This window comes from Blastococcus sp. SYSU DS0552 (assembly GCF_054050815.1).
The window spans coordinates 54,862-61,558 of the sequence record NZ_JBJHAB010000021.1; the positions used below are offsets into that span (position 1 = coordinate 54,862).

The 6,697-nt window shown below is 74.6% G+C and carries 5 protein-coding genes; 3 read left to right on the forward strand and 2 right to left on the reverse strand.

The window, feature by feature from the left end; translation table 11 throughout:
• Positions 1-76 precede the first annotated feature (76 nt).
• Genes ACI8AG_RS17900 through ACI8AG_RS17910 form a run of 3 tightly spaced genes read left to right on the forward strand, consistent with a single transcriptional unit; the run spans position 77 to position 3,557 of the window.
• Entirely contained in the window at positions 77-1,294 is a 1,218-nt protein-coding gene (locus ACI8AG_RS17900; RefSeq protein WP_456598073.1) for a YveK family protein, read from the forward strand.
• Positions 1,291-2,511, forward strand: a complete 1,221-nt coding sequence (locus tag ACI8AG_RS17905) for a hypothetical protein (protein WP_456598074.1) — start codon at positions 1,291-1,293, stop codon at positions 2,509-2,511. The genes ACI8AG_RS17900 and ACI8AG_RS17905 overlap by 4 nt, the downstream gene beginning before the upstream one ends.
• The gene (locus tag ACI8AG_RS17910; RefSeq protein ID WP_456598075.1) at positions 2,508-3,557 is read left to right on the forward strand and encodes a glycosyltransferase family 4 protein; all 1,050 of its coding nucleotides are present in this window, start codon (positions 2,508-2,510) and stop codon (positions 3,555-3,557) included. Before ACI8AG_RS17905 ends, ACI8AG_RS17910 begins: the two co-directional genes overlap by 4 nt.
• Before the next feature lie 73 nt (positions 3,558-3,630).
• On the opposite strand, the gene ACI8AG_RS17915 is transcribed toward ACI8AG_RS17910, so the two are convergent.
• Entirely contained in the window at positions 3,631-5,031 is a 1,401-nt protein-coding gene (locus ACI8AG_RS17915) for a phenylacetate--CoA ligase family protein (RefSeq protein WP_456598076.1), read from the reverse strand.
• Positions 5,032-5,177: 146 nt separating this feature from the next.
• Positions 5,178-6,431 (reverse strand): hypothetical protein, encoded by a 1,254-nt coding sequence (locus tag ACI8AG_RS17920; RefSeq protein ID WP_456598077.1) that lies wholly within the window; start codon positions 6,429-6,431, stop codon positions 5,178-5,180.
• Positions 6,432-6,697: the final 266 nt, after the last annotated feature.

Consider the following 6,697-nt stretch of genomic DNA (forward strand, 5'->3'; position numbering starts at 1 on the left):
GGACAGACGACCCGGACGGCCGGAGTCCGCCCCCGGCCACCGGCGTGCGGCGCCGGCACGGTGAGGAGCGACCGACGTGGAACTGCACGACTACCTCGCCGCACTGCGCAGGCGGTGGCCGGTCTGGGTGGGGACCACGGTGCTGGGCGCCCTGCTGGGCACGTTGGTCCTCGTCCTGACGCCCTCGACCTACCAGGCCACGGCCCAGGTGTTCGCGTCGGTCTCGCCCTCGATCCCGAACAGCGCCTCGTTCATCAACCAGCGGATCAAGAGCTATCCCGACGTCGTCATCAGCGAGGCCGTGCTGGGCCCGGTCGCCGACCAGCTGGAGCTGGCCGAGAGCGTCCGCGAGCTGCGGGCCAGCATCTCGGCGACCAACCCGCGGGACACCTCGCAGGTCGAGATCGCCGTGCGGGGCGGTGATCCGGCACGTGCGGCGGCGATCGCCAACGCCGTGGCCGCGCAGTTCACCGAGGTGGTCGAGGAACTGGAGACGCCGTCGTCCGGCGACCGGCCCGTCGAGCTCACCGTCACCGACCCCGCGAACGCGCCGGTCGCCCCGGTGGCCCCGGTGGCCTCCCACCTGGTCGGGCTCGGACTGGTCGTCGGCCTGTTCCTCGGGCTGGCCGGCGCGATCGTCCGCGACCGGCTCGACGACACCGTGCACACGGCCGAGGACGCCGCGCGCGCCTGGCCGGGGGACGGCACGGTGGAGGTGCTCGCACCGCTGACCGGCCGCGCCCGGCGCAGCGCTCTGACCGGACGGCCCGCCGTGCTCCTCGCCCGCCGCCTGGAAGCCGCCGCCGAGGAAGGACCGGTGCACGTGCTGCTGCTCTGCCCGGCGCCCACCGAGGCTCTGGCGCCGCTGGAGTTCGCCGAGGACGTCGCCGCGGTGCTCCGCGGCCGCGGCATGTCCGTAGCGGTCGGCTGCTCCGCCGGGGGTGGGGAGGATGCACGGGTCCGGCTCGAGGTGGCCGACCCGATGGCGCCGCTGCGGGAGTGGCGGGAAGCCGCCGAACGCTCCGACGACGTCGTCCTGGTCATCCCGGCCGGTCAGGTGGCTCGCGCGGAGCTGCGTGAGCTGCGGCGCCTCCTCGGCCACGTCGAGCTCCACCCGCTCGCCATCGCCCTCGTCGACCACCGCACCCGGTCGGCGCCCGACGGCCCGCCCTCCGCCGAGGTCCGCGCCGTGCCGCCCCGCGGCGCCTCACCGACGGAGGCTGCGACCGTCACGGCGGTCACCGCCGGCGCCGCGGCGCCCGGGGCACCGGCCCCGCGCCCGCCGCAGCGGTGAGCGACCCCTGGCCGCTACCGCTCGCCGGTCCGGCCGGCCGCCTGGTCATCGCGCTCCTGCTGCTCACCGGCACGGTGGGCTGGCGGCGGGGCCAGTACTTCGCCGGCTCGCTGGACCCCGTGGTCGTCGGCAAGGCGCTCGTCATCGTGGTGGCCCTGGCACTGGCGGTGCTCGCGGCGGGGAGCAGTCCGCGTCGACCTCTGGGCACCGGGACGGTGTGGGTGCTCGCGGCCGTCCTCACCGGCTCGGTCTTCGGCGCGTTCACGGCCGGCACGTTCCTGGTCGGCGCGACGGTCGCCGTCCGGGTGGCGATGCTCGGGCTCACGGTCTTCTTCCTGCTCCGCTCCGCATCGGTCGAGGAGGTCATCACCGCGCTGGGCCAGGCCTGCGGCATCGTGGCGCTCGCCGCGACGGTCACCGGGCTGCCCACCGCCGCCACCGGACGGCTGGCAGGCGGGATCCCACCACTGACCCCCAACGAGCTGGCCCTGCTGGCCGGCATCGTGGCCCTCGTGGCCGCGTGGCACGTGGTCCTCGGGAAGGCTGGTCCGGGCATCGCCGTCGCCGCCGCGGCCGCGCTGGCCGTGGTCTGGGCGACCGGCTCTCGGACCGGGCTGCTGATGCTGATGCTCGGCCTCGTGGTGGTGGCGCTGCACCTCCGGCGGGCACCGGTCGGGCTGGTGGTGGGCGGGCTGCTGCTGGCCGCGGTCGGCACGGTCGTGGCGGTCGCCACAGGGGCGCTGGGCGCGTTCGCAACCCGCGACGGAACCGGCATCAGCACCCTCGAGTCCCGCTTCATCGCCTGGGATGCAGCGGACACGTGGGCGGACACGCTGTGGCAGCGCTTGTTCGGCGGTGGGCTGTCGGTGAAGGTGATCGAGGTGAGGGGCCAGTGGTGGGACCAGCAGCCCCTGGACAGCAGCTGGGTCTCGGCGCTCGTGCAGGGCGGGCTGCTCGGCGTCGCCCTCTCCGCCGGTTGGGTGTTGTGGGTGCTGCGTGGTGCCCTGCGGGCCCCGCGGGCGCACCGGGCGCTGTTCCTGGGGCTGCTGGCGTTCCTCCTCGGCCGGAGCCCGGTCGAGAGCGGCCTGTTCGACGCAACGCCGGCCTTTCTCTGGTTCATGGCGGTGTCCCTGCTGGTCGAAGGCGGATCCCGGCACCGGCTGAGGGATGACCCGGCGGGCGTGCCGGTGCGACGGACGGAGGTGTCGGCCCGGTGAGAGTGCTGCTCGACGCGTACTGGTGGGTGGCGGGTCAACCGTCGGGACGACGGGTCGTGGACTCGCTGGTCCGCACCTGGCCGGCGGTCTACCCCGAGGACGAGCTCACCGTGGCCGTGCCGCGCCGACACCTGGAGCAGGCGCGCGAACTCGTGGGCGATGCGCCCGTCAGGGTGGTCCCGGTGCACCGCTCACCTCACGGGATCAGCGTGCTGACCGAGCTGGGGACGGCCGCCGACGCAGATGTCGTGCTCGCCCAGAACTTCACCCCGTTGCGGAGCCGGGCGCTGCGCGCCACCTTCATCCACGACCTGATGTTCGACGACCACCCCGAGTTCTTCACCCGTGTCGAGCGGGCCTACTTCGCCGGGATGCCGTGGTCGGCCCGGCGCGCCGACCTCGTGCTGACGTCGACGCGGGCAGAAGCCGACCGCATCGCCCGCGTCCGGCCTGCGCTGGCCGGCAAGGTCGTGCCGGTGGGACTGAGCTTCCCGGAGTCGCTCCGCAGCCGCCGGGCCGCCGACCCGGGGCTGGGCCTGACGCCGGGGAGCTTCCTGCTGTGCGTGGGCCGGCTCAACGTGCGCAAGAACGTGGGCGGGCTCGTCCACGCCGTTCTCGGCGAGGGCCTGGTCAGCGCCGAGCGACCGCTGGTCGTGGTCGGTGAACCCGACGGGAAGGCCGTCGGAGTGCTTCCGGACGATCCCCGGATCCGCTTCGTCGGCGGTGTGGACGACGGCTCACTGGCCTGGCTCTACGAGAACTGCCGACTGTTCGTCTTCCCGTCTCTCGACGAGGGGTTCGGCTTGCCGCTTGTCGAGGCTGCCCTCGCCGGCGCCCCCGTGGTGCTCAGCGACATCCCGGCCTTCCGCGAGCTGGCGCCGACCGCGACCTTCGCCGATCCCCGCGACCCCGGGGCGCTGGCGGCCGCGGTGCGGACCGAGCTGACCGGCCCGCCGAGCCCCAGCCCGGTGGTGCACGTACCGACGTGGCCGGAGGTCGTCGGCCGCATCCGCGCCGCGGTGGTGCAGCGGCTCGCGCTGCGCTGACCGTGGACGGGGGCGCGCCCCGTCGTCCCGCCGAGGTCCTCGGGAGCGGGTGGCGACCGCGCCGGCCGACTGATCAACCGGCCGGCGTGACCGCCGTCCCGGGGAGTGTGGGCGCGAGGTCCGACACCACGTACTTGATCTTTCCGCCGGTGAACGGGAGGTCGTCGACGTACTCCGTGGTGACCGGCACCTCGTCCTCGATGCGCCGCCGGAGCCCCTCGACGGCCGCCTCGACGTGCCGTGCGCTGTCGGGGCCCGGACCGAGGACGACCCGGACGACGATCGAGTAGTCGGCACGCTGGTGGATCTGGAAGAGCCGCACGCTGTCCGGGTGAGTGCTGAACATGGCCATCAGGCGGTGGTTCAGCGAACGGCCGCTCGGCAGCCGCAGCACGTCTGTGGACCGGCCGTCGGGCTGGCGCATCATCGGCAGCGTGATCCCGCAGGCGCACGGCTCGCCGGTCAGCGCCCCACGGTCCCCGAGGCGGTAGCGGATGAGCGGGAACACCCGGTTGGTCAGGTCGGTGAGCACGAGGTGCCCGACCTCCCCGGGCGGAAGGGGGCGGCCCTCGTCGTCGACCACCTCGATGAGGCGCACGTCGGCGAAGGTGTGGAGGCCGTTGCGTTCCCGGCACTCGCCGGCCATCCAGCCGAACTCCGATCCGCGGTACTCGTCGTACACGGGGGCGTCGAAGAAGGACTCCAGCCGGCGGCGGGCCGACGAGGTGAGCGGCGCCGCGGTCGTCGCGACCGCCGTCAGCGGGGGCACGCGCAGGCCGGATTGCTCGAGGAAGTCGGCGAACTCGAGCATCGACCCGACGTACCCCTCGAGGAGCGCCGGGCGCGTCGCCCAGAGCCGGCGGTGGAAGGTGTGCATCGATTCGGGGCTCAGAAGCGCGGCGTCCAGGTAGGTCTGACGGCTGGGCCACCACAGGAGGTCGTTCTTCAGTGCGTCCAGCCGGCCGAAACCCCACCGCGCCACCCGCGCGAGGTTGTCCCACGGCTGGACGCCCCACCAGGAGTACATCCGCCAGGCCAGCGCCAGCGACGGAACCCGGGCGTCGTGCTTGGTCTGGAGCGGCTGCCCCGTGCTGCCGCCGGTCAGCGCCTCGCGGACGGTGCCGCGACGGGCCTCCGTGGACAGGAAGCCGGCGGAGTGCTCTTTGACGGTCGTCCGGTCGAGGATCGGGAGCGCCTCCCAGTCGTCCCAGCTCCGGACGGCGGAGACGTCGACTCCGTGGCGGGCGTAGAACGACGGGTAGAAGGCGGTGGCCTCGGTGGCCCACCGCAGCTGCCGCGTCGCGCGTTGCCACTGCAGGTCGCGAAGAGCCTCCGGTGCCAGGGTCTGGTGCTCCATCAGCTCGTGGAGGAAGGCGCCGCTGCGCCGGCGGACGGTGGCGGACTTGGCCCGGAAGGCCGGCCCCGCGAGCACCGAGCCCAGAGGCCGGCTCCCGCGTTCCCTTTCAGTGCGCACGACGACCTTCTCCTTCAGCGACGGCGACGCTCCGGAGAGAGCGCCTGCTCAAGTCTTCGGCACGGCCGGGCACGCCGACAGACCTCCCGGCCCGAAAGGGTGAGGGCCACCCGCGCCACCTCCGCGCGGCCCGCGAGGCCGCGTCGTCACGCCCGCGCCGGGTCGGGCGTGGGTGCGGCCTCCTCGCTGGCGGTCGGCACCAGCAGCGAGCGCCGGAGGACGACCGCGGCGAGGGCCGGGCCGACGGCCAGCGCCAGCGGAGCCCAGACCTCGCCGCCGTCGAGACGGATGACCAGCAGCGCGGCGATGACCAGCGAGGCCAGCTCCCAGGTCCGCGTCGCCAGTACCCGGCGCTGCCCGCCGTGCACCATGGCCAGGCAGCCGTACGGGAGCGCCACGGCGGCAGTCATCGCGTACCCGGTCCAGGCCACCACAGCCGCTGCGGGGACCGGGTAGCTGCCGTCGGTCACCAGGTCGCCCAGCCAGGGGAGCAGCAGCAGCCCCAGCCCGCCCAGCACCGCCGTCCCGAGGGTGAGGAGGGCGGCGGCCCGGTCGGCGACCCGGAGGCCGACCGGCAGCCCGCGGTGCCGCAACCGCGCGAACTGCGGCAGCAGGAACGACCCCAGGCCCGCGACCACGAGCAGCGTCGGTGCCGTGTAGACCCGGGCGATCTCCACCGGGCCGTACGCGGCCGCGCCGACCACGGCGATGAGCAGGATGCGCAACAGGGTGAGGGAAGCCGGCCGGATGGTCTGCGTCATGGCCGACCACACGCCGAAGGACGCGACGACGCGCAGCGCCGGACGCCGCCACGGCCCGCGCGGGCGTTCGCCGGCCGGCAGGCACCACCAGGCCACGAGCGCCCCGCCGCTCTGCCCGATGAGGACGGCGACGACGAACGCCGCGAGAGAGATGTCGCCGGTGCGGCCGGCGAGGGCGAGCACGCCGACCGACAGGACCAGGCTGGTCAGATCCACGGCGGGGAGGGACCAGAAGCGCCCGGCCGCCATCAGCAGCCGGCGCAGGGTGTCCTCGATGATGAACGCCGCGCAGGCCGCACCGGCCACCGGAACGGCCCACGGAGGGACGGCCTGGCTCCAGCCGGCCGCCAGCACACCGATGGCCCCGACAGCGAGGCCGATCAGGGCGGTCCACACGTGCAGGCCGGCCCTGACCCGCGGCTCCTGGCGGTCCAGGATCGTCAGGCCGGTACCCACCAGGCCGCTGCTGACCGCCGTCGCGAGCACCAGCCCCCCGTAGCTCAGGGAGAACGTCGCCAGCCCGGCGGCACCGAGCTCACGGGCGGCGGCGACCTGGAGCACCAGCCCCGCGAGCGCTGCGGTGGCCTGCCCGGCCAGGGCGCCGCTGACCGGACGCCGAAGCAGTTCTCGCACCCCCATCACGGTGGAATCCTCTCCGAGGTCGTGTGCTGCTCGGCGCAGACGGCGCCGTCCGTCACCCGGATGGGGTGACGGACGGCTCCGGGCTCGCGGTCAGTCCAGCGCGGTCACCGTGATCCCGCCGAACCGCACCGCGGTGGCCGCGGTGCTGCTGCCCGGCCGGTGCGCGGTCAGACCCACCGAACCGGCCACCTGCAGACCGGCGGTGTCATCGGTCCAGGTCATCGCCGGCCCGGCCGGCTCCGCCGTCCCCGCCGCCCACACGC